At 37.0% G+C, this 24,686-nt stretch carries 15 protein-coding genes; 6 read left to right on the top strand and 9 right to left on the bottom strand.

Annotation, left to right across the window (positions count from 1 at the left end; all coding sequences use genetic code 11):
• Positions 1-121: 121 nt before the first annotated feature.
• Positions 122-1,762: a hypothetical protein gene (locus tag BMS_RS09340; RefSeq protein WP_044557467.1), complete on the top strand. Its 1,641-nt coding sequence runs from the start codon at positions 122-124 to the stop codon at positions 1,760-1,762.
• The gene (gene uppP / locus BMS_RS09335; protein ID WP_014244567.1) at positions 1,763-2,569 is read left to right on the top strand and encodes an undecaprenyl-diphosphatase UppP; all 807 of its coding nucleotides are present in this window, start codon (positions 1,763-1,765) and stop codon (positions 2,567-2,569) included. It begins immediately after the preceding gene.
• On the opposite strand, the gene BMS_RS09330 is transcribed toward uppP, so the two are convergent.
• The 5 genes from BMS_RS09330 to BMS_RS09310 all read right to left on the bottom strand — a co-directional run bounded on the left by BMS_RS09330 (position 2,570) and on the right by BMS_RS09310 (position 13,626).
• On the bottom strand, positions 2,570-7,414 hold the full coding sequence (locus BMS_RS09330) for a hypothetical protein (RefSeq protein WP_014244566.1): 4,845 nt from the start codon (positions 7,412-7,414) through the stop codon (positions 2,570-2,572).
• 199 nt (positions 7,415-7,613) lie between these two features.
• Positions 7,614-8,441 (bottom strand): DUF547 domain-containing protein, encoded by an 828-nt coding sequence (locus BMS_RS09325; RefSeq protein WP_014244565.1) that lies wholly within the window; start codon positions 8,439-8,441, stop codon positions 7,614-7,616.
• A 12-nt stretch (positions 8,442-8,453) separates the two neighbouring features.
• Positions 8,454-11,189: an FG-GAP repeat protein gene (locus tag BMS_RS09320; protein ID WP_014244564.1), complete on the bottom strand. Its 2,736-nt coding sequence runs from the start codon at positions 11,187-11,189 to the stop codon at positions 8,454-8,456.
• A gap of 159 nt (positions 11,190-11,348) precedes the next feature.
• The gene (locus BMS_RS09315; RefSeq protein ID WP_014244563.1) at positions 11,349-12,284 is read right to left on the bottom strand and encodes a hypothetical protein; all 936 of its coding nucleotides are present in this window, start codon (positions 12,282-12,284) and stop codon (positions 11,349-11,351) included.
• 91 nt (positions 12,285-12,375) lie between these two features.
• A complete protein-coding gene (locus BMS_RS09310) occupies positions 12,376-13,626 on the bottom strand; it encodes a nicotinamide-nucleotide amidohydrolase family protein (protein ID WP_014244562.1) in 1,251 nt (416 codons plus the stop codon).
• 82 nt (positions 13,627-13,708) lie between these two features.
• On the opposite strand from BMS_RS09310, the gene BMS_RS09305 reads away from it, so the two are divergent.
• Positions 13,709-15,268: an NAD(P)/FAD-dependent oxidoreductase gene (locus tag BMS_RS09305; protein ID WP_044557466.1), complete on the top strand. Its 1,560-nt coding sequence runs from the start codon at positions 13,709-13,711 to the stop codon at positions 15,266-15,268.
• Between the two features lie 77 nt (positions 15,269-15,345).
• The gene (locus BMS_RS09300; protein WP_044557465.1) at positions 15,346-18,558 is read left to right on the top strand and encodes an efflux RND transporter permease subunit; all 3,213 of its coding nucleotides are present in this window, start codon (positions 15,346-15,348) and stop codon (positions 18,556-18,558) included.
• Positions 18,559-18,625: 67 nt separating this feature from the next.
• Here the strand turns inward: BMS_RS09300 and BMS_RS09295 are convergent, their stop codons facing one another.
• Positions 18,626-18,976, bottom strand: coding sequence for a hypothetical protein (locus BMS_RS09295; RefSeq protein WP_014244559.1), 351 nt, complete (start codon positions 18,974-18,976; stop codon positions 18,626-18,628).
• 259 nt (positions 18,977-19,235) lie between these two features.
• On the opposite strand from BMS_RS09295, the gene BMS_RS09290 reads away from it, so the two are divergent.
• Positions 19,236-19,943, top strand: coding sequence for a transporter substrate-binding domain-containing protein (locus BMS_RS09290; RefSeq protein ID WP_014244558.1), 708 nt, complete (start codon positions 19,236-19,238; stop codon positions 19,941-19,943).
• 50 nt (positions 19,944-19,993) lie between these two features.
• Here the strand turns inward: BMS_RS09290 and phnE are convergent, their stop codons facing one another.
• From phnE to BMS_RS09275, 3 genes are read right to left on the bottom strand one after another with little or no spacing between them, the layout of a single operon-like run.
• Positions 19,994-21,070, bottom strand: coding sequence for a phosphonate ABC transporter, permease protein PhnE (phnE, locus tag BMS_RS09285; RefSeq protein WP_014244557.1), 1,077 nt, complete (start codon positions 21,068-21,070; stop codon positions 19,994-19,996).
• 14 nt (positions 21,071-21,084) lie between these two features.
• Positions 21,085-21,843: a phosphonate ABC transporter ATP-binding protein gene (gene phnC, locus BMS_RS09280; RefSeq protein ID WP_014244556.1), complete on the bottom strand. Its 759-nt coding sequence runs from the start codon at positions 21,841-21,843 to the stop codon at positions 21,085-21,087.
• Positions 21,844-21,860: 17 nt separating this feature from the next.
• Positions 21,861-22,772 carry a phosphate/phosphite/phosphonate ABC transporter substrate-binding protein gene (locus BMS_RS09275; protein ID WP_157765742.1) on the bottom strand — a complete coding sequence of 304 codons (912 nt, stop codon included), beginning with the start codon at positions 22,770-22,772 and terminating at the stop codon, positions 21,861-21,863.
• Between the two features lie 292 nt (positions 22,773-23,064).
• Between BMS_RS09275 and BMS_RS09270 the strand changes: the two genes are divergently transcribed.
• Positions 23,065-24,663, top strand: coding sequence for a C25 family cysteine peptidase (locus BMS_RS09270; protein ID WP_044557464.1), 1,599 nt, complete (start codon positions 23,065-23,067; stop codon positions 24,661-24,663).
• The last annotated feature ends 23 nt before the right edge of the window (positions 24,664-24,686 follow it).

Raw genomic sequence — 24,686 nt, 5'->3', positions numbered from 1 at the left:
GTTTTTGCTAAAGGGCATATATTGAGGGCCTATTTGCCAAGAATTTGTGCTATTTCTTCTGATCAATGAAATTATAGGCACTTATCTTATTTAAGAGTTTTTGGGCCAACTACCTGATAATATGAATATTTTAATAATTCGCTTGATTGCATGGCTTACAGACTTTCTTATAGCAATTGTATTCTTTAACTATCTACTATCTTTTGATGTCTTCATTAGTGTACGAGAGGAAATCATACAGCGCTTTGTGGATCTCTCTTTCTCTGAAACGAATTCAAATATCTGGTCAAATATCTGCTTAATTTATCTACTCACAACTTCTTGGAGATTCTATACCAGTATCATCTTTGGAAGATCATTCTCTCAACTCATCTTTGGTCTTAAAAATAAAGAAGGATTTATTTGGTCAAGAATTGGTGGGGGACTTAGAAGTTTTTTAGAGTTAATCTTTCCGCTAAGTTTAACTGATCCATTCATTCTTCTAAAGTCAAAGAAGACTATAAAAGAAACTCTCTCCGCTGCTCCTCTTATATATAAGAGCAATATCTTATCCAAACTGATTGCACCTATTATTTTTATAGGTGTTCTACTTATCGCTATTGGTTCTCCGCTACTTCAAAATATGACATTTGTAGACGGCGTAGAGATCGCCTTTTCAAAAGTAAAGCTAGAGAAAATTGACAATAGAACTGATTTCTCAAAATTTAAGCACTACCCAAGTGAGAGCTTTAAAATGAGCTCGTTCAGTGCCATTAAAGATAGTAATCTTGTTTTCATTCCTTCTTTTGAAATAACTAGAGAAAAGAATAAGAAGAGAATTAGACCTTACTTGGTTATCCATGACCTTGAAAGAGAAGTTCAAGGGGATATGAGACTAAAGAGAAGGTTCTCTCTATACAAAGTCATACAGATCGCAAGCAAGTACGATCCTTTATTTCATATTTTCTATCCAGAACTTGATAAGGTGATTAATAGGGGAGTTCAATACTACGCTATTAAAAAGTATGACTCCTCTTATGGAGATAATAAATTATTAAATCCTATCGCTCGTGAGGAGATGAAGAAGTTAATACAATCATCTTTTGAGATATCTTTTCAGACATTGCTCTCCAACGTCCTCAGTGGCGGACCATTTATTTCATCAAAAATAAAAGTGAGAAACCTCTTACTTTCTCTAGTGGATTCAACAGTCGCACCGACAGTCGATATGGTGACTCTTGGTAATTATAACTTTCTGCGCTTTAAACAGAGTTTTGAGAGCATAGATGACTCGACCAAGAACTACAAAGAATCCTATATTCCGATAGAAACATTGAATAGCAGTGTCATTACTTTGGAATGGGGAACTTCAGTAAAAGATGCACTTGCTCGAGAGGACTTTAAGAAAAGATTTCTGGGTGCGAGTAAATGGTTTTTCGACTATAGTTCTGTATTTGAAGAAAGTATTGAAGAAGAGAAGTTTAGCGCTTTTACTATCTTAGATCACTTTAGTGATTTAAAGATAGAGTCAAATGAAAGAGAAAACTTAGAGAAACTAACATTTTCATATTTCTTTGACTTAGGTGGAGATGCAATGAAAAGGGGAGATACTACTCTCATTAATTCTCTCATAGCAAGTTCTAATCGCTTAATTCTTTTAAATAATTATGCGAGAGTAAAAATAAAAGAGAAGGATATTTTTAGTCAAAAGTTCTCAAGGCTGATGGGGAATTTAAAAGATGCTCTTACGACTAAAAATAAAGAATTCTTTGAGGTTAAATAAATGGGAATAGTTGAAGCATCAATATATGGGATCATACAAGGTTTAACGGAGTTTCTCCCCGTTTCTAGCAGTGGTCATCTCGCTCTTCTACCTAGTATTCTCACTATTAAAGATCCTGGTGTTAGCTTTGACTTGGCAATGCACTTGGGAACTGCTCTGGCCATAATGTGCTACTTTCACCGTGATATTTATAAATTAATTAAGAATGCTTTTCTCTTACTGGACTTTAAGTCCCCAATGACTAGTGATAAGAGAAGTTCCCTACATATGATTATTGCAACTTTTTCAACTGGTGTAATTGCTCTTTGCTTGAAAGATTTTGCTGAGAACTATGGAAGAGATAATAGCTTCATTGCCTTTAATCTAGTTTTCTTTGGTGCATTGATGTGGATAAGTGATGTTAAGTTTAAAGAGAGAGAAGAGGGTGAGTTACTCAAAAAGGAGAGTTGGAAAAGTGCACTTCTTATTGGGATCTTTCAATCTTTCGCTCTATTTCCTGGAGTCTCTAGATCTGGGATTACGCTGACAACTGCTAGATTTCTCTCTATATCAAGAAATGAAGCTTCTAGATTTTCATTTCTACTCTCTCTTCCTCTTATCATTGGAGGAGCACTCTTAAAGTATCCAGAGATTGTGAAAGGAAATGAAGCTTTTAATCTCATGAGCTGCTTTATGGGAGTCTTTGTTAGCTTTGTGGTTGGACTTCTAACAATTCACTACTTTCTAAAATTCATAAAGAAAATTGGATTACTGCCATTTGCAATTTATAGATTTATTATTGCACTATTAGTGATTCTCATTTTGTAATTACTGAGCGCAGTTAAAGATTTGAAGAACGTCACCACTACTTTGAGCTAACTCTTCTGGAATACAGTAAACTTGGTTATTCCATCTAAGACCTTCATTGAAAATTTTTGCCTTTCCATTGAAGTCATTACTTAGATCATTTCCATCAATGAATCTCTTCACTTGCTTATCACTTGCCTCATGTCCTGGAACCTTTAAGTCTGTATGAGCAATCCCATATCCTACGAACCCAGAGGCACAAGCATCTTTTTGACAGGCCAATTGTTGAACTGTTGAAGCACTCTTAATATAGCCAGTATCTTCATCAATTAAATTATCAGCAAGTCCATTGGCTTCAGAAGAGATATACTTATTAAAGTAAACTGATAGGTTAGTATAGTTCTTAAGAGCACACTTATTAGTGTCAGGATTGATATTTCCTGAACAACAATAACTTGGGTCTGAACCGTCTGGCATCTCTGTTCCAAGAGGTTGGCAACATGTAAACTCATTTTCAGAGAAGACTTTCTTCTTTCCTTGGAAGTTATTTAAATCATTTCCTGCTAATTTATCTCCGTCGTATTCAGTAGTCGTAAGGTTATTAACAAAACCAGGTATAGTGACCGCTGATCCATCTGTACTAGAGTTTGATGGGTTTACTGAACATCTAAGTGAAGGAGTAGTACTATCTTCAATAGCGATCTGACCTACACCTAGGAGCTCAAACTTTGCAAACCACTCTAAGTAAATATTTGCCTCAGAACTAGAGATAGATCTCATATTACAATTTGGATCATCTGGCTCATCAGTAGATGCACATGTAAATCCACTCTGTGCTCCTGGTGCCCAGTTTAGGCAGCGAAGATTTGTTTTATCAATATTCTGCATCTTACTTGGTGCCCAGTTGTGTCCACCACCGCCATTTGAAGAGTCAAAGTTACGAACCCAGTTCGCACTACAACAAGTTCTTTGGGCAACTTCATTTAATGTATTAAATTGTCTCTTTAGAGCTGATGATGGCCTATTATTTCCATCTGCCTCAGCAACAAGAAGTTGTGGGTAATTAGTTGGATTGAGGGCCATATCATCAATAGCTGGAGCAATGGCCGTATATCTTCTATTGTCATTAATAGGGATATCTACACCCGGTGTTGCACTTGTATTTGGTGAAGTAGGGTCGTTATAAACCTCACTTGAAATTGTAATTTTATTTCCTATTAAACGACAACATCTATTATTCTTTGGATCGTAATCAGGATCTGTTTTTGGAGTTTCCTGAGAGCAAACTAGAGTACTCTTCCAAAATGTGAGTTCATCATCTAATACCCCAACGTCAGAGCCATTTGAAATAGATAAAGTCTTATCAGTAATATACTTATTGGCCGCACACTCAAAATTATTACTACAACTTGCTCCAGGTGCTCTTAGACATCTATTTTGTTGTAATGATTTTGAATTTATAAATTCTAGATCGAAGTCTTTTGCAAGCTCTGCAATGGCATTGAATGTGGCCAATGAATTGGTCGAAACATTTTGACTTCCCGCAAGTGCTGCAATGGTTGCATCAGTATTGGAGAGTTGAGAGTATGTAGTATGTTGAATATAATTTCCACTTTGATCCATTACTGGGCATGAACTCAAGTAATTAGGTTGCGCCAAATTGATAGAGGAAGAAGTCATTCCTATACCATTAACCTTATCTCCTAGATGGATAATATCTGGAACGGTACCGTTTTGATTCTCAACAATTTGTGCATCTACATTCTTTCCAGGAATACAAAGTCCTTCAACATTAACTTGCTCAATATTTGTGAGAACTTGGTCAGTAATAACCTCTGTTCCATTGTAATGTAGCGGACGACCAAGTATTTTAGTCGAGAGCCCAAATGTATCATCTTCTTCTGGATTTAGAACTTCTGAAGCAATAAGACTCTTTGCAGACTTTGCATATCTAGAAATTCTAGTATTAAATTTTTCTTTTTTCTCTGGATCAGTGAATGCTTGGCAATAAGTATTCGCAGAACATGAGAATAGGCGAGAGTTATCTGTTTTATTAAATGTATCAGAAGCATTTGCAATACTATTATAATTCTCCTGACAAGCAGCTCCTCTTCCTCTATAAACACATCTCTTACTCGGACCATTTGTTGTTCCACTAAGAGCAATCATTCTTAGGAAGTTTTGCTGTCCAGGTATTTCTTTTCCATTTTGATCAAACACGGGCCATGGCGTTTGCATTGAGTTGACATTGGCACAAGCATACTCAAAACCTAACTGCGAAGCACAGTCAGCATCTGTATTACAAGCATGAAACTTCTGACATTCAGCACCGTCACTCTCGTAATCATTTTGAATAAATGAACCAGAGCTTGGAGTGGTAGAAGCATCACTCACATCTACACTATAGCTACTCTCTAGTGTTACATCTCCGTAGTAAGCGTTAAGAGCAAGGTACAGTCTATTGGTTGTGGCCTTGATTCTTCTTTGGTTTCCTACAGAGAACCACGTTACACCGTCAAACGATCCAATAACAGAACCATAGTCAAATCCATACCAATCTCTTTGATAACCATTGGCAAAATAGAAGTGTTGAGTGGCCATTCTATCACTACGTTGTGATTGTCTATCTGCTTTAGGAACGTGAGAGAAAGGAATCATTGTCGCTGGAACAAAACATGCCCTTCCAAATTTTAAGTCGTGGGCCCTCATCTCAGAAGATTCAGCATTAGTAGCAAATGGATCAGGGGAGTAGCCACCACCTTTAAAGATAAAGTTACTTGGGAATATTTTTGCTAAATTACTAAAGTAGTCTGTTCCACAGTAGTAACAACTAGAGAAAGTTCCTGTGTTAACAAAAATATCGTAAGTCTTTCCTTTTTTGACGATAACTTCTTTTGCCTCTTTTGCTGCTCCAACTTTTCCACTAATACTTCCATAGATCTCATTGAAGCCAATATAGTTATCTACGTTATTTGGTTTTGTTAAGTCACCATTAGTATACTCAAAAACAAGGCCCTCTTGCTCAGGAGTTTCTGTTGTAACATTCTGATGCTCAACTCCACCGTCTTGATCGAAGAATCTAACAGGAACTGTTTTTGAACTTAAGACAACAGTTTGTTGAAGAGGTGGCTCAGGAGTATCAGGCTGTGGGTAAGAACAGATAAAGTCTTGAATAAGATTTGTACCATTTTGTAAAACAGGCTTAAGTGAACAACTTAGATCTGGACATTCACACATCTCACCAATTTGCTCAAGTGCCACTAATTTACTATTTAATACAGGAAAGGCATCAAGATCCACGTAGTAAGTTAATTTGATTTTTTGAGTATCAAAAATTTGGAAACTAGATTGAAACTCAACAAAAGATGGACTTGAGATTGTTGCAACCCAATCTGTTCCGTTTTGAACTATGGCATCGTCAACAGTCACTGAGATTGTTCTTGTTCCATCTGCATAATAAGGTAGGAAGAAGGTCTGAGATGCAGGGAAGTGATCTGAGGCCTTACCTAAATTCTGTCCTTGTACATAGTGTTTTTCACACTTAGCCAATGTACTACCAACTCTTGTACAACTACCGTCAATTTTATAAGAAACTTTTAAAATATCGTTGGCCGCCGCTGGCGTTACTGCAAAGTTCACTTGTTGTGGGTCAGTGAATGTATCATTCCCTGAAAGATTTCCACCAGGTCCTATTGTGATTCCTGGTCTAACATAGGCACCATCTTTAAAGTAGTCTTGGCCAGCGTAAGTAATTTCATGAATTGAATGATTTGGTAGTCCTACTGTTCCGTAGTAATCACTATTAAAGTTTCTATCGTCGTCCCCTGTAAAAACAGTAGGAGACTTAGAAGAAATATCATCAATTGTAAGTGTACAATAAGAGACTTCACCTTCTTGCGGAGTAGTACATTTATAAAGTTCATAGAGAAGTTCTAAGCGCTCTTGAGCTGTATTTGCTGGATCAGTAATTGGCGGTACATCTGGTTCAGGTGTAATAACAATTGGACACATATAGAAGTATTGTGGGTAGCTACTATATGAACTTGGATCTAAATTAACAGCAGCAAGGGCCGCTAAGTAATCAGCGTCACTAGTGTCTACACTAGGCTTAATCGATTTATCATTTACACATTGCCCTTCAACACAACAGTCAAATCCCTGTACTGCACAAGCACTAGAACTCGTACAAGTAATATTTGGATCACCAGGGTTACTATTAGTATTTGAAAATGTCAGCTTAAGCGATGACACTTCAACATCGTTAACAATATTTCCAGCATCTGAGAGAAGAGTTGTTCCAACACTTTGGAAGAGACCTGCTGAACAGGTAGGGCATACATTTTTTAGATCATAGACAATGCTCTTACTTGCATCTATTGATGAAAGAGAGCTTTGTACTCCAGGAGTTTGGCAGAAAGTTCTGTTCTTACTGTCATCTCCTGGCGTGATGAGAAAGTAGTACTCTTGTGTATTAGTAGAGAAATTGTAGAAGTACTGTGGTGTTGCAGTGGTAACTAGAAAAACGTTTGTATTATCCGTGTAAGAGAATACTAAACACTTTGTAGAAGTTGTATTTCCATTCTTAATATAGAAATCTATTTGAGCTCCACGAAGATAGAAGCGATCAGTGAAGTTTACAGGAAGAGTTATACCTGTCTCTGATTGTGTAGCACCCTCTTGAAAGAAGTTACTTGTACTTGAGAAGTCTGGAGTTGTTGGAGTACTTGATTCTCCGCCCTCTGATGTCGAGTTAGATGAACCCTTGCGCTTATTTCCACTTCCAGATTCTACACAACTGGACCCTAGAGCGAGTAAACTCGCTATAATCATCACTTTTAATAATGTCCAAAATCCATTTTGTTTCATCTCTACAAATTCCTACCATTTACCTATCGGAATAATTAAGCTTATCTAAAGAGTCATCTCCTTATTTCTACCTAGATAGGTAAGTTTCTCCTTTATTCTAAAGCAAAAGAGTCGTGTATCTCAGAGATTAAAGTTTATACAGTTTTTCAATAGGTTACAGGCACGCAGATATGACTACATAGGCACTTAAATGAGGCGATTACTTAGAGATTGAAGTTTCTTTGTTTAGTTTAAGTCTAGCATTCTTAGTGATTGGTTTAGTTAAATCTTCTATATAGATTTTAAAACTTTTTTGGTCCTTGGGAAGAATCGGAGAGAAAAGCTTTTGCAGATAGGGGAGTTTAACCTTTCCATTTGCGATAATTTCCTTGTCTTTATCTATGAAGTATCTAATCGCAGATTGTTTAACTAATGTTTCTACATTTTTGTAATTATAAATTGTATTTCTAAACTCAGGGCAATTTTTTTCAAAGCACTTTAGTGTAAAAGCAACATTAGGGTCTTTGACATAATTTAGAAAAATATTTTGGATATATTCTTGAATGCTATACTTGTTATCAAATATGAGAATAGAGCCTTCTTCATCATATAGAGTATTGTCTAAGTTTTTAAACTCTCTTTTAATCATTAACTTTAGTAAGCTTGCATGGTAGGTATTTATAAGAAAAGAGGTTTGATGTTTTTGGTTCCAATTTTTAAAATCTGTTTCTTGTACATTTGCATTCTCCTTCAAGTAGGAAAAGAGTTTCTCTCTTTTTTTTATCAGTACAGACTCTCTATAGCGTCCTTTAAGACCGTGCTCATAAAGTGCTCCAGAGTAATAGGATGCAAGATCAAAATGAACCCAATTATATCCCTTAGGGGATATATCTCCTTTCTTAGGCTCAAATACTATTTTCTTTTTTAAGGAAGCTATATCAGCTTGTCCTTTCTGAGGGGATAAAACTTTTTCTTTATCAGGTTCCCTGTTGCAAGAGGATATAATGGCAAGAGTGAATAGTGTGATATATATTTTTATTGAACTCATCGTTTTGTAATCCTAAAGGTCAAGCACTGGATAAAGGTAAGCCGCTCCTGAGTCTGCTCCATTAGTACTTTTTTGATCTGACCCAACTATAATATTTGTTCCAGAAATACTCAAACTCTTACTAAAATGATCATTGGCCGCTCCATCAGAGGCACTGATTTTAGTTTCCACATAGTTATTTGTTGCGGGATCTAAACGATAGAGATAGGCTGAGCCTGAATCACTACCATTGTCGTCTCTAAGATAGGAACCAACTAAAATGTCAGTTCCTGAAATGCTAACGCTACTTCCAAATTGGTCGTTTGCAGTTCCATCAGATGCAGTAATTTTTGTTTCGCTATAATTACCAGTCGTTGGGTCTTGACGGTATAGATAAACTGAGCCTGACTCAGAACCATTATCGTCATCCATTGCTGCTCCAATTAATAGGTTGCTTCCAAATATACTAACGCTTTTACCAAAGTAATCATTAGCAGCGCCATCAGATGCAGTTATTTTTGTTTCACTATAATTACCAGTCGCTGGGTCTATACGATAGAGATAGACAGAGCCTGAACTTGAACCTTTATCGTCGTCGTACGCTGCTCCGATTAAAAGATTATTGCCTGAAATGCTTACACTATCGCCAAAGTAATCATTTAGGGCTCCATCGGAGGCCGTAATTTTTGTTTCAACTAAGCTTCCTGTCGTAGGATTTATTCTATATAAGTAAGCTGACCCAGAGTTCATGGCCCCGTCATCATCGTAAGATGCACCAATTAAAATATTATTTCCTGAGATACTTACACTAACGCCGAAATTATCACTTGAGGCGCCATCAGATGCAGTAATTTTTGTTTCAACATAGTTTCCTGTGACAGGGTTGATTCGATAGAGGTAGGCTGAACCAGAATTAGAACCATTATCATCATCTCCATTACTACCAATGATCAAGTTGTTGTCGGAGATGCTAACGCTATATCCGAAACTATCGTTAGAGGTGCCATCCGATGCGATAATTTTAGTTTCTACATAATTCCCTGTGGCGGGGTCAATGCGGTAGAGGTATGCTGAACCAGAGTTATTTCCGTTGTCATCATCATTTCTAGCACCTATTAATATGCTATCTCCTGAAATACTTACACTACCTCCATACCTATCCTCAGTAGCAGTATCTGAACCTGAAATTATCTCTTCATTGTTCGTTGTAGAGTGTTCATAGAGATACGCTTTACCTTGAAATGAATTATATCTACTAGATCCAATTATTGAGTTATCCCCTGAGATACTTATGCTAATGCCAAAGTAGTCATTTAGAGCACCATCAGAAGGTGTTATTTTTGCTTCAACATAGTTCCCTGTTGTTGGGCTAATTTGATAGAAATAGGCTGCTCCAGAGTCTGTAAATTCGCCGTCATGTCGGTACGAGCCTATGAGAATACGATCTCCTGAGTTACTTGCATTAATACAATAAAAGTCATTTTCTGCAGCATCAGATGCAGTGAGTTTAGTTTCAACAAGAACGTTTGTACTTGGGTTAACTCTGTAGCTATAAGCTGAGCCCGTATTACTTGCGACGTCATCATCGAAAGGTGAGCACACGATTAACCTATCTCCAGAGATATTTACTACTCTACCAAATCCATCACTAGCAGCTCCATCACTGGCCACAATCTTTGTTTCAACATAATTACCGGTAGCAGGATCTGGGCGATAGAGATAGGCAGCACCAGAAGTTGCTACATTACCTGTGGCATTATATGAACCTATCAATAAACTGTCACCAGATATACTTACACTTGTTCCAAACTTATCATTTGTTGCTCCATCACTGGCCACAATCTTTGTTTCAACATAATTACCGGTAGCAGGATCTGGGCGATAGAAATAGGCAGCACCAGAAGTTGCTGCATTACCTGTGGCATCAGGTGAACCAATTACTAAATTTAGCCCTGAAATGCTAACTCTTGTTCCAAAGTATTCTCCTCCGGCAGCGTCACTGGCAGTAATTTTTGTTTCAATATAATTACCAGTCGAAGGGTCTGGTCGATAAAGGTAGGCAGAACCTGAGTTACTTGCAGTATCATCATCTCGATATGCTCCCACAAGAATATTTTCTCCTGAGATACTAAGTCCACTACCAAAGTTATCATTTGCTGCTCCATCTGAAGCAGTGATTTTATTTTCAATATAATTTCCAGTTGCTGGATCGATTCGAAGCAGATACACCGCTCCTGCATTAGTTCCACTATCATCATCCATCGAAGCGCTAATTAATATATTGCTTCCTGAGATACTAATGTTATTGCCGAATTGATCTCCTGTCTCTGCATCTGATGCTGTAAATATCGTTTCCCCTTCTACCGTTATAGTAAAAAGTTGACTATTTCTTAGAGTTCCATCTGATCCAGTAATCATAAATTCATAGACACCGAGTTGTTTAAAGTTTGGAGTCCAATTTAATTTTCCATTATTAATATTAAAGGAAATACCTGCGAGAGTTGTACAAAGAGTTGTATTTGTAACGGAAGAGTCAACAACAGTGTCGTAGTAACAAGTATAAGTTATAATATCGTTATCTATATCTAGGTCATCTCCATCGTCATTTGCATCAATTTGCGTAATAGGGTAACCACTTGTTACTATTTTATTTGAAATATCAGAAAGAGAGGGCGCTCGATTTGTCTGTGCACCAGATACCTTATTATTTAGTCCTTTGAATTCAACCCTTGATTCCGTACAAGATGTTAAATAAACTGTAAGAAGCATACATGATAACTTTATAATTTGATTAATAGTGGCATCCTCTTTTTTCAGTTTAATTGACTAATAATATAATCGGAATATTTTATATTTTTTTAAGCTTGAATATAACTTTTTACTTAAATTTATTAGACTCTGTAAGTCACATTAAGCTGGAATTGGATATTAGAATATTCTATAGCTTGCACCAAGGCCGTAACGGGCTATGGAGATATCGGAAGGGCCATTAAGAAAATAGTAATTGAATAAGAAGTGTATAGAAACTCTATCCAATACTGGCTTTGTAATTCTTAGATTGAACTTTTGTCCAGAAAGATCTTTACCCCGATCTTTTGAGCTACTGAAAACACTTTGTGATATGCCAGTTTCAAAGTTTAGCCTTTGATTAAGTAGGACAAACGATCTGGAAAGACCGATGGACGCAAATACTAGACCATGGTCTCTATGTCTTACAGCTTCACCTTGAACGATCTGATCTGTATTAAGAGTAGAGAGCCTTTCATACTCAAGCTGAATATATGGAACTAGAGGGATATCAAACTTATTAAAACTTAATTTTGTATTGACTTCATACTCAGAAGATAGAGAAATTCCATGCGAGGAGAGAGAGGTTTTAAGCTCTTCAGCTTTTGAAAAGCTTGCTCTTGTTATTAGTTTATAATTCCGGTTTAGTTGATACGCAAACTCGGACTCTATGGAGAGAGGGTAATACTGATTTCCTTCTGCACTTATACTACCGATTTCGTCCTTATAAGAAGCAATTGTATATCTATAGGCAAAAATCAACTGGCTTTTTGAATCAGTGACTTCTTTTATTTCCTTTTTTATTGGAGAGAGCTCTGTTTTAAAGGGGATTTCAATAAATATTTTGGTACCTTTTTTTATTTTCTTACCTTTTATCAAGGATGGATTTTTCTCGTATATCTTATTTATGAAGTCTTTATTCTCTAATAAGACTTTTGGAACTCCAACGTGATACTGAAGCGCAGTCTCTAGGCTCATTTCTTTTTTTATAAAGATATGGCCAGAAATAGATTTATTAACTTGAGCGAAAAGATTACAACTTAAAATTAGTAATGTGATTAGAGAAATTTTCTTCATGGAATAATATTATATTATTTATAAAAAAATATCTTAAAGAGAAAAATCTCCCTAGTTATATTGTCTATTTTAAGATTGGTGTCAGTAGTAATTATTTATACTGGCGTATTAACTCAAGCAATTTAAAGAGCCCACTTCTAGAAAATTTATTTTTCAAATCGGTGCGCGAGCCCTTGTGGTAAATAATTTCTGAGTCTTGCTCAAGAGCACACGACCAACCAATTCCAACTGTTCCAACAGGCTTTTCTTTACTGCCACCACCTGGACCTGCGATCCCAGTATAAGAAATTGCGATATCACATCCAAGTGACTTTTGAGCCCCAACGGCCATCTCTTTAGCACATTGTGCACTGACAGCTCCATACTTAGAGAGAGTATTTGGATTTACTCCAAGAATATTTTCTTTGACTGAATTTGCGTAACTGACAATGGAGCCGTAGTAGACTTTCGATGCTCCTGCGACATCAGTAATTTTAGAAGAGCTGAGGCCCCCTGTGCACGATTCCGCAAACCCTAGAGTTAGATTTTTTTCTATCGCTTCTTTTACTATCAACTCTTCAAGCTCTAGATTCCCATATTGCCATACAAAGTCTTTTAGCGGTGAATCCGAAATGACTTTAGTCGCGGCCTGAATGACTTCTTCTCTTTGATCACTATTAAAATAGAGAACGAGATCAATCCCTAAGAGGTGAGGTAGAGAGCTTAGTTTCGCAATCGCACTTAGTTTCTCCCAAAGTCCTGGGCAGAGATCTCTAAAGATGACTTCCTCTGGAACACCTTTGGTTCTTATAGAGAAATATTCAAAGCTCTTAAGGTCATCTCTTTTAAAGTGTTTTGAGATTAACTCTTTTAGTGAGTTCGAAACCATGGATGAAAACTCTCTCGGAACCCCTGGTGCACTTAAGAGTAATTTCTGATCTTCAAAGTAACTTAGTCCAGGTGCATAGCCATTTAAGTTATCTACAAGAGTGAAGCCTTCTGGAAAGAAGTGGTATGAGTTTTTCTGAGTATTCCATTCTCTATCAAATTTAGAATAAAGATTTTCTATAAATTTTACTGAGAAATCGTTGAAGGTTAAATCTTTAGCAAAGTACTTTGCCAAAACATTCTTGGTGATATCATCTTTTGTTGGGCCAAGGCCTCCACTTGTAATAACAATATCCACTCTCTTATACAGCTCATCAAGGGAAGAGGTTATAGCGCTCTCGTCATCACTAATAGTTTTTACCTGACAAAGCTCTACTCCAATACTTGGTAGGTATGTAGATAGCCAATGCCCATTGAGATCTCTGGTTCTTCCGGCCAGGAGTTCATCGCCAATAATGAGTAGTGCACATTTCATAAAAATTTCCTAAATTCGTATATTTATACTATAAATTATACCCTCTGCCCGACAGTTAGCAAAGATAATGATAAGAGAAGTTATGTCTAAAAAAATACAATTTGTTCTCGATTTTGAAGAGGACGTGGAAAATTATTTAAATAAGCGCCATCCAAAAATGGTGGATTATCGTATTTTATCTAAGGCATTAGATGCGAGAGGATCAAATAGAGGAAAGCGTCCTCGCTATAATTATCATATAGAAGTTATTCGCGCTGGTGAGAAATTCTCTGGTGTGAAAGAAGTCTTTAAAGATTTAGGTGAATTTAAAAATAAGCCCATTATCATTGGAGCTGGTCCTGGTGGACTTTTCTGTGCTCTTCGCCTGGCCGAATACGGAATTCCTTCTATTCTCATTGAGAGAGGTGAGAGGGCCCATAAGCGAATGAAGCATATTGCAAGATATTGGCGCTATGGTGAATTCAATACTGAGAATAACGTTTGTTACGGAGAGGGTGGTGCCGGACTCTTTAGTGACGGAAAGCTTATAACAAGAGTGAAGTCTCCCTATGTTCAATATGTGATGAATAGGCTCGTAGACTTTGGTGCTCCTGAGGAAACGGCCTATATTTCAAATCCTCACTTAGGTTCAAATAAAATTAGAATGCTCATCAATAAAATCAGTGACTCTCTAATAGAGAGTGGATGTGAGATTTATTATAATACGAGAGTAGATGAGCTTCTCTACGAAGATCAGTCTGTTAAAGGGGTTAAGCTTAGTGACGGAAGATCTCTCTATTCTGATAGAGTCGTTCTAGCAACGGGACACTCTGCTAAAGAGATGTATAAGCACTTAGAGGACCATGATGTTTCAATGGCCGCTAAGGACTTCTCTGTTGGTGTTCGAATTGAGCACCCACGAGAGTTGATTGATCGCATTCAATATGGGGACTTTGCTGGTAGTTACCTTGGTGCCGCTAGATATAGGCTTAGTTACGAAAATAAGGCCACTCATAAAGGAACATATAGCTTCTGTATGTGTCCCGGGGGATATGTTCTCTCTTCGGGAACAGATGCAGACGGAATAGTTGTTAATGGAATGAGTAATTATGCTAGGAACTCAAGATGGTCGAACTCTGCTCTTGTTGTGTCAGTTAAAGGCGGAGAAGACTTTACCACTGATAAAGTTTTAAATGGTCTAGACTTTCAACGAAAGATTGAAAAGAAGGCCTATGAGAAGTCTTGTGAGCTAGCTACAGGTAAGGAGCTTCCCGCTCAGACGTTGAGAGATTTCTTAGATGGAAATATTGGTAAAACTGCACTGCCTAAAACATCGACTCCGTCTGGTATTGTGGAGGCACAACTCAACACGATTCTTCCTGAGTTCGTCTCATCACACCTTAGAGATGCTCTCATTCAATTTGATAGAAGAATGAGTGGATTTGTTTCAAAGAACGCTCTCTTACTCGCACCTGAGACTAGAACATCTGCTCCTGTAACAATTCTAAGGGATAAGCATACTCTAGAGTCGGTTTCTCACACTGGTCTTTACCCATGTGGTGAGGGTGCTGGACATGCTGGTGGAATCACTTCTGCCGCTGTAGATGGAGTCCGTATCGCCATGAGTATGATTTTTAGCGAAAAAGATTATACCGATAAATAAGTGTGTAAATTCTCTCCTTTAGCTTGTCTATCAATATCTCTCATTGATAGTTTAGACCATTAATAATGGGAGTCCTAATGAAGAAGATAGTAAGCTACTTTGTCGATAATAGTTTCATTGTGAACACTTTAAGTTTGAGTATGATTGTTGTCGGATTAATCTCCTTCTTCTCTATGCAAAGAGACTTGATACCCCAATGGAAAGACAAGCGAATTACCATCTCGGCAACACTTCCAGGGGCGACTCCTTATCAGGTTGAACAATACCTCACTTCACCAATAGAAGACGCTATCAAATCACTCTCAGGAGTTGATAAGATGGTTTCAACATCATCTCCAAGTTCTATGTCTATTAATATGAGACTTAAGGACTCTATGGAGGAAGATGATATTGATGACCTCTACGAGCGAGTCAATTCCATTATTCTAAACCTAGAAAGAGATCTTCCAAATGAAACTGAAAATCTATCTGTTATTAACAATAAAGTTTCAAGCTTTTGGTTTACGACTCTCTCAGTTTTAAATTTCGATGAGCATAACTCTCGTCATCAAAAATGGCTGAGTGATATTCAAAAGCAACTTGGAAAAATTAACGGTGTGGTTGAGGTTAGAAATTGGACATCGAAGCCTCAGATTTATATTCAATTTGATCAAGAAAAATTGGCCAGATATCAAATTCATATCAATGAGTTGACTCAAAATATAGTGCGCCGCTTTGCTTTCTTACCACTAGGGACAATAACTAAGAACGGTAATGAGGTTAGTGTTGAGATTGATAATGACGTAGATGGTATCAAAGACATTGAAGAGACAATTGTTAATGCAAATGCAAGTGGTAAAGTTTTAAGAGTTAAAGATATCGCAAGTGTAGAATATAAGATTGCTGAGAAAGAGACTGTGAGCTTCACTAATGGTGCGCCTGCAGCTGTTTTAGTTCTCTTTAAAGATATCGACTCTGATATTATTACAATGAAAGAAGACTTAGAAAAAATGCTTGTTAATATCAATGAGTCTGCTCCTAAAGGGTTATCTATATTATTAACTGGAGACGGACCGTCTTTCATTGAAAAACAATTAAAGGTTCTAAATTCTAACGGTATCATGGGTGGTATTCTCGTTGTATTTATTCTCTTTATCTTCTTTGGAATTAAAAGCTCTCTGATGACAAGCTTTGGATTACCTCTTTCTTACTTGGCAACCTTCACTGTGCTTAGACTCTTAGATATAAATATTGATTTAATTTCAGTCGTAGGTATGCTTCTGATTGTTGGTATTCTTGTTGATGATGCTATTATTGTTTCTGAGCTCTATATGCAGAAACTTGAAAAGGGAATGACTCCTAGAGATGCCGCCATTGAGTCTTCAATGGAGACTATGATGCCTATCTTTGGCACTGTTCTCACGACAATTATAGCCTTTGCACCTATTCTCTTCTCAAAGTCAGGGGTAGGGGATGTTCTAGTGGCCATTCCTTGGGTTGTTATTGCAGCTCTTACTATGAGTTTACTAGAGTGCTTTTTCATTCTACCAAATCACCTTGCTCACTTTGTAAAAACTCCTGTTAAAGAGAAGAAGTTCTCAATCTTTAATAAACTGACAAGATTATATGAAGCTTCTTTATCTATCGCACTTAAGTGGAGATATATTGTTTTGACACTACTGGTAGGCTCTCTTATTGGAACATTCGTTATTACAAAAGAAAAAGTTCCTTTCAAGTTTAATTTAAGAATTGGTAGTGAAAGAGTAAAAGTAGATTTTATTTTAAAGAAATCTGATGCACTTGAAGAGACAAGGTCTAAGCTTCTCCCGATATTTGATTTAATAAAAACAATTGATAAAGATAAGTATGCTTATGTCACAACTCAGATTGGACGCAATTGGTATAATGGTGTTGAGCAAATAGGTTACCGCTATGGTGGAATTAATATAAGGTTTTCTCAAACTGATGATCTCGCTCTCGAATCAAAAGAAGAGATTATTAAGTTACTTGAGCAGAAGTTACCCGCCCTTAAAACAGATGATTTTGAGGTCTTAAGTGTTAAATCTGCCAAAGAAGGATATGACGATAAGAAAGAAAACACATTTAAACTCTCAACTTTCATTGAAGGAAAGCTCAGAGATCAATTTGTTATTGATGAAGTGAAGAAGGTTTTCTCTACAATCGAAGGAATTAAAGAAGTTTATATTGACCCTGGACTTGTTGCTACAACTTGGATGTTCATACCAAATAAAGAAGTTCTCTATAGCTATGGTATAGACCCAATTGATTTAAGTTCTAAGGTTCAAGGGTTTATTAGAAAGTCTCATATCAAAGAATATCGTCATGACGGAGAGGTCGTTAATATCTATGGTTATATTAATGACGGAAAGAAATTATCTTTCAATGAATTAGGAAATCTCTCTATTAATATTGGAAACGGTCAGATTATTAAACTCAAGAACATTGGAGAGTGGAAGAAGGTGACTTCTCTTAAAGAGATTCATCATGAAGATGGAAAGAGGGCCTTGAATTTTGATTTAACCTATGACGAGAAAGTTTTAAAGAAAGAGAAGATTGCTGATCATGTAAAAGAGAAATTTCCTGAAATTAAAAGTAGTGTTCCAGGACTTAGCTTTGCTCTAGAAGATGCCGACCTTCAAGAAGCCAAAAACTCTAAAGCAATGTCATCTATGTTGATTACATGTATTTTCCTCATTCTCTTTGTTCTCGCTCTGATCTTGAAATCCTTTGTTCAACCTCTCATAATTGCAACTGCAATTCCTTTTGGTCTCATTGGTATTGTTTGGGCATTTTATTTCCACTCTCTACCTATCGACGTTATGGGAATGGTAGGTGTTATGGGAATGGCCGGTGTTGTTGTTAATGACTCATTGATTATGGTGACGACTATAAACTCAAAGAAATCTAAACTCTGGTTTCTAACTCGTGAAGATATTCTAAGTGGTGCTGTCAGTCGTTTTAGGGCCATCATTCTTACTTCAATTACAACCTTAGGTGGTGTCTTTCCTATGGCCTATGGAATAGGTGGAGATAGTGGCTTTACAAGGCCTTTAGCTCTTTCTATGGGGTGGGGATTATTATTTGCAACTTGTTTAACTCTCTTTGCTCTGCCTTCTCTCTTAGAGATTCAGAGAGACTCATGGAGACTTCTAGCTAAACTTCCTTTCCTAAGAAGTTACTTTGAAAACTCAATGGAAGAAGTGGATAGTGTTTCTATTGTAGCTAATGAAGAAAGTATTCCTCTTGTCGCTAATCAAGAAAGCGAGAATAACTCAAATCAATTACATTAAAAAAAAAAAGGCCGAAGAATTAACTTCGGCCTTCTTTGGCAATTTACTTCAAGGATTAGGTTGAAGATTAATTTGAATCGTTATCTTGTGGTGCTCTCTCATCTTCTTTTGGAGCTTTTGAAGTATGACCAGGACCTTTTACCTGAAATACATACTCTATTTCTTCTGGATAAAAGATTTCTCCATCTTTCATCTCTATAAAATCTTTTTTAATAACTTCAGCAGCATTTACAATTCTATGTGCAGAGTTTTCTAGATCACCTGCTCTTAGGATTTTTCCGTGAAACGTTTGGAAACCAGCGGCCTTAGTAATTGGGCTGACTCTCTTTACTGAGATCTTTTCAATCTTAGCGTGTGACATTTCAGTTGCAGCAAAGATAACTACTGTCGTAAATAATATAGCTTTTAAAACTTCCATAGCGTGCTCCTTAGGCCCCCAGTCTTTGGGATTTCCTTCGCGAACTTCCTTTTCCGCTATTATCGACCAACTCCTTTGATCTGTTTGTTATTTATATTACAAGTGCCATGCCAAATTTCATTTACTATGAAACAACATAAGTCATTAATATTACGTCCGGAGTTCAGTATCAAATTGAACTGGTGTCATTGGGACACTGCGTTGGCGGCAAGAGTGACACTAACTTGGAAGCTAATCTCTTTTAGTTTAGACTTAGCTTATGCATTTCAACATCTTGGCCCTATTCCTTCTTATCCTTTCTACTCCAGCTCTTACTAAAGAGTTCAAATGTTCGATGGCAGAGGGTTATGCTCCCTTTCAATACCTAGAGAAGAGAGAAATGAAAGGCCTTGATGTGGAACTTGTTCAAATATTCAATGAAATTGGTCCTCATAAAATTACTCTCTCATCAGATAAGTGGGATAATTTAGTTTCTGAGCTCTATCATACAAGTGGTATTGATTGTTTAATTGGGATGGAGAAGACGCCAAGTAGATTAAAAATTTTCAAATTCTCCGACACTCTATACACTCGAAAGTCTGCCCTCATCGTTCTCGCCAATAGCAAAATAGAGAAATTAAAACACTTGGGCGCGCGAGTAGTATGTGGGGATAAAGATTCCAATTTAGAATATGAAATTGTAAACCTCTCTAAGATTCCTATTCGTATGGTTTATATGGAAACTAAGGAGAAGTGTATGAAGGCATTGGCCAGCGGTGTGGTAGCCGCTGCAATTATGCCAAAGAAAGTCGCACACTTTATAGCCTCAAAATTCAAGATTGAAATTAAATCTATTTTAGAGGCAAAGAAAGCAATGGATGTTGGCTTTGCATTTAAGAAGAAAGATAAAATTGATTTGAAAGATTTCAATGAGCAGTTAAAGAAGGTTATTCAATCTAAGTCTTATAGATCTCTTATTAAGAAATAAAAAAGGCCCTAATTACTAGGGCCTTCTCTTATTAAAATTTTAGAATTTGATTATTTAATCGCCTCTCTAATTTTAGAAGAAAGGTAATCCATAATCCAAACGATGGCCGCGATAATGATAACGAGTAGTCCTACTTCGTTCCATTTTGCTAGACCTTGGTATTGCATAAGCATTGTACCAATACCACCGCCTCCTACGAGACCAATTACTGTTGCCATTCTAACGTTGATATCCCAACGATAGATTGTAAAAGAAAGGTAAGGAAGAACAATCTGAGGAACAACACCAAACCAGATAACTTGAATTGGGTGTGCACCTGTCGCTGTCATTGCTTCGATTGGTCCGTTAGAGATATTCTCAATCTGCTCTGAGTAAAGCTTAGATAGAGATGAAATTGAGTGTAAGCAAAGCGCTAACATACCTGCAAATGGCCCGATTCCAACCCAAACAGAGAAGATGATCGCCCATACAAGTGGCTCAATTGATCTTGAAACGTTTAAGAAGAATCTTACAATACTATAGATTGCCATAGTAAGTTTAGATCCGTTCATAAGGTTTCTTGCAGCAAAGAATGCCAATAAGAATGCTATTGGAAGTGCTACGATTGTTGCAATAAAGGCCATATAAATAGTCTCGATTGCTGCAAATAGAGCATCTTCAATAATAGCAAAGTTAGGATTGAAAAGAGCTGTAAAGATTCTTCTCGCACCGTGAAGACCACTTTGAGATAAGAACTCAGTAATACTTACTTGTGAGATAAAGATCCCAGAAATAAATGTAATTACAAGTAGAACATATCCTAAGATTGTAAATGGCTCTGAAAGAACTGTTTTCTCTGGTCTTGATTCATAAAGTCCTGAAACAGCTTTCCCAATTGAAATTCTTGTAAAAAATAGTCCAAGAGCAACAACGGCTCCTAAACCAATAGCTATTAGTGGTTGGTTCCAAGTGAACTCAGCATATCTAGCGCCAATAACAATTTTCTCATAGACAATTTTCCATGAAGCTAGAATTAAATAAGACCAAAGGAAGAGGTCAATAGCATATGCTTTTGCTACTTTCTTCACTTTCTTTAGGCCTTGGCCTTTATTTTCACCTGGGATAATTTCTTGTGTTAACGTCGACATATCTTTCCCTCTACTTAGTCAATTGTCACTTCTACAGCTTCTTCACCGTAGATTGTTTTAAACCAGTTCTCGTCAATATCTAAAGGTTGACCCTCATATATTAACTTTCCACCTTTTAGCGCAATAACTCTTGAAGCGTACTGTCTAACAAGTGATAAGAAGTGGAGGTTACAGATAACTGTTACACCTAGTTCTTCATTAACTTTTTTAAGGTATTGCATAACCGAGTGTGAAGTTGCAGGGTCAAGTGACGCTACAGGCTCATCGGCAAGAAGAACTTTTGGGTTTTGCATTAGTGCTCTAGCAATTGCAACCCTCTGCTGTTGACCACCAGAAAGATTGTCTGCTCTTTGATTTTCTTTTCCTTCAAGACCTACGATTTTGATAAATCTCTTGGCCTTTTCTCTGTCTTCTTCAGAGAAGATACCGAAGATAGATTTAAAAACTCCCGTTCTAGAAAGTGTACCAGAGAGAACATTTGTCATAACTGTCTTTCTTGGAATTAGGTTGAAGTGTTGAAAAATCATCCCAATATTTGATCTTAGGTTTCTTAAAGGCTGACCTTTGATGTGAGTAATATCACTTCCTTCAAAAGAGATTGATCCGTGACTTGGCTCATGAAGTCTATTTAGACATCTAAGGAGAGTTGATTTTCCTGACCCAGAAAGTCCAATTACTACTAAGAACTCACCTGGTGTTACATCAAATGAAACACCCTTAAGAGCGTGTGTTCCATTTGGGTATTTCTTATGCAAATCTTTAACATTAAGCATTTCGTGTCTTCCGTTTATTATTTAAGTTTTGATTCAATATCAATTCCAACAGACTTAATCATAGCTCTAAGTCCATCGTAATCAGCATCAGTTGTATCTACTAAACCTTCAACACTATAAATGTTCTTGAAGATCTTTTGTCCTGCTTCTGTTCCTAAGAATTTCTTAACAGCAGAGATGAACTTTGTCGTAATCGCTGGGTCTAAGTCTTTTCTAAAAACAAATGGGTCATTTGGGATTTTCTCAGTAATTGTTACAATTTTTACTTTGTCTTCAACATCTGGGAATTGAGTTTTTACTCTTGATCTTGCGTCTCTAATTGTTCCATCTTCAGAAGGAGCAGAGTAGTAAGTCGCACCAGCATCAACTTGCTTTTGGTAAACCATAGTTACAACGTTGTCGTGCTTAATTCCAAATGTTGTATTTGAAAGCTCTACGTTGTTATCCTTAATAATTTTAAGTGGGAACATATATCCAGAAGTTGATGATGGATCAGTGAAAGCAAACTTCTTACCTTGTAAGTCTTTTGCAGAAGTGATTCCACTATCAACGTGAGCAATAATTTGACCTTGGTAGTAGTCGTGTCCATAACGAAGAACTCTTAGCTTTGCAGTTGCTCCGTATTTTTGGTGTGCTAGGATGTAACCAAATGAATTCATAACACCAATGTCAGCTCTCTTTGAACCGAAAGCTTCAACTACTGCGATGTAATTTGTTGGAATACCTGTCTTAAAGAAAAGACCAGTTTCTTTTTCTAAGAATTGAATAAATTCTTGAGAGTTAGACGCAATAGTGTCGGCGTCAACTGAAGGTGTAAAGTAGAGCTTAACCGGGTTGTTGGCCGAACCAAGCTTGTCTTCCTTTACACATCCCACGAATAACGTCGTAAGAAGCGCAAGAAGAAGTGTTGAATTCTTCATTGTAAACATGTGTTGTCTCCTAGATTTATAAATATAAAACAATTCAATAAGTTATAATTTTGTTGTTAGGCCTATTTATCATGGAATATTTGATAATGTCAGTTAGGATTTCCTAAAAATCCTCAGAAATTTAAGAATCTGTAATATTTTCTTTAATTTTAACCTTATAGATTGCCTTGCGTCATAGAACTTGTGAAAAACTTTGGAAGATTCTGCCTTTTTTGTGCTCACTGGGGCACCTGGCTTAGGGGGAACTTTCATTCATCCGAGTTGTATTTATACCCTTATCAAAGGAAGAAATATGACGAAGTCTATGTGGACGACAGTGCTACTACTCTTTGCACTGCCTACCTTGGCACAAGTTGAGTTGACCCAGGTAAGAAAGTCAGCCCGTACTACAAGTTTAAATTGGAATTTCAAAAAATCTGATCTGGTGATAACTGAGTCTAAGTTGGAGAGACCATATTCTTTTAAAGAGATTAATTTAGAAAATTGGTTCAATTCAAAGAGCGTAGGAGAGGCCTCGCTTCCTTTTAAGTCAATTCTCTTTGAAGGATCACCCAAAGATTTTAAAGTTGAGTTAAGTGCATTGAAGGTTGAGGTTATTGATAACCTCATTCCAACTCCAGCGCAGAAAATGCCTTGTCGCTGTGAAGTTGTTCCGTGGAAGTTTTCAGCTGACTATAACGATGAATCCTACAATAAGAGTGAACTAGTTCACGTCTTTAAAGAATCTCTAGGTGTCTTTAAAGGCAAAGAGATTACTCGAATATCAATCTATCCCTTTGCCTATAATCATGCTCAGGGAACAAGAGTGGTACTTAAGGGGGAAGTTTCAATAACCTCAAAGAGTGAGCTTAAAACTTTTTCTCTAAAAGCAAGTGATAAGAATTATCATATTTTTTCAAAGAGAAAGTATCAACAGTCACTAGCTCGATTAGTAGAATTAAGAGAGAGCGAAGGCTTTAAAGTCAGATTACATGCACTAGAAGATATTGGTCACGATAGTGCACTAGTAAAAGAATATATTCACAATCTTTATAAAAGTGAGAAATTTTCTTATGCATTGATCATAGGCCATGAGGAAGAGTTTCCTACTCACTACACTGCGACTCAATTTGATTCGAGAACTCCTACAGATATTTTCTACTACACAATGGACGGTGAAGAAGACGTGATTCCAGATGTTCTCTACGCAAGACTCTCTGTCTCTTCAACTGAAGAACTCGAGTCTGTAATCAATAAGACAATTGAATTTGAAAATAAGTCATGGGCAAGTAAGACAGGTTCGAGCTCAATGATTGCTATCGCTTCAGATGAGGGGAGTGCCCCCGATGATGTTGAATACGTTCGTGAAATGCATCGCCCTCTCAAAGAAAAATTCTCTTGGAAGTCCCATGAGTTTTTCCAAGGACAGAGTAGTGGCAGTGCAGATAATATTGTCTCTCAACTCGAAGAGGGAAGTATATGGCTAAATTATATTGGGCATGGAACAGGTTTTGAGTGGCCATCTGTCTATGGGAGAGAGTTTCTCGTCTCTGATTTAGAGGGAGTTGGTAGCGAGCAGGTCAAGCCAGTGGTTATAGATGTTGCTTGCCAAAATGGGCGCTATAGCAATGAAGGTAGAATGGGGGAGATGTTTATTCGAGGATATGGCCAGAACTCTGGCGCCGTGGCCTACTACGGCGGCAGTGTCGATATTAGTTGGGACCCTCCTGCAATTATGGCCATCGGAATTAATAAGGCGGTAAGTGAAAATAATATGAGGCGCCTGATTGACGTTATTTTTGAAGGTCAGACCTATCTTCTTGAAAATATTGATGATAGAGAAGCTGCGCTCGAAAACCTTATTTGGTATCACTTACAGGGTGATCCGCTTCTTAATTTAAGTAATATCTAGTAAGTCCTTATTATTAAAGAATT

The organism is Halobacteriovorax marinus SJ (assembly GCF_000210915.2).
Taxonomy (GTDB): Bacteria; Bdellovibrionota; Bacteriovoracia; order Bacteriovoracales; family Bacteriovoracaceae; genus Halobacteriovorax; species Halobacteriovorax marinus.
Note: the sequence above shows the minus strand (reverse complement) of the source record. Positions and strands in the feature narration are given on the sequence as shown.